This is a genomic window from Streptococcus suis (genome assembly GCF_002960445.1).
Lineage (GTDB): Bacteria > Bacillota > Bacilli > Lactobacillales > Streptococcaceae > Streptococcus > Streptococcus hyiners.
The window spans coordinates 1-325 of record NZ_POJD01000052.1; the positions used below are offsets into that span (position 1 = coordinate 1).

Consider the following 325-nt stretch of genomic DNA (forward strand, 5'->3'; position numbering starts at 1 on the left):
TACGGTCAGGTTATACACTTTGACTTGGCTGGCAGTCGAGATGTGGAGAAGCTCCGCTTTGCCCTGGATACCCAAACCTCTGAGGATATTGATGTGGTCAGTGTGGAGCAGGTGGCGGATGATTTTCATTGCCGCTATGCCAAGCACAGCAAGACCTATGAGTTTCTGGTGGATATTGGGCGACCTAAGAATCCCATGATGCGCCACTATGCGACCTTCTATCCCTATGATTTGGACTTGAGCTTGATAGAAGAAGCCATTCAGGACCTAGTGGGAACCCATGATTTCACAGGCTTTACGGCTTCGGGGACCTCGGTCGAGGACA

The 325-nt window shown here is 50.8% G+C and carries 1 pseudogene; it reads left to right on the top strand.

The features are described from left to right. A pseudogene (locus C1G53_RS00265) lies at positions 1 to 325 on the top strand (tRNA pseudouridine(38-40) synthase TruA); the annotation flags it as partial.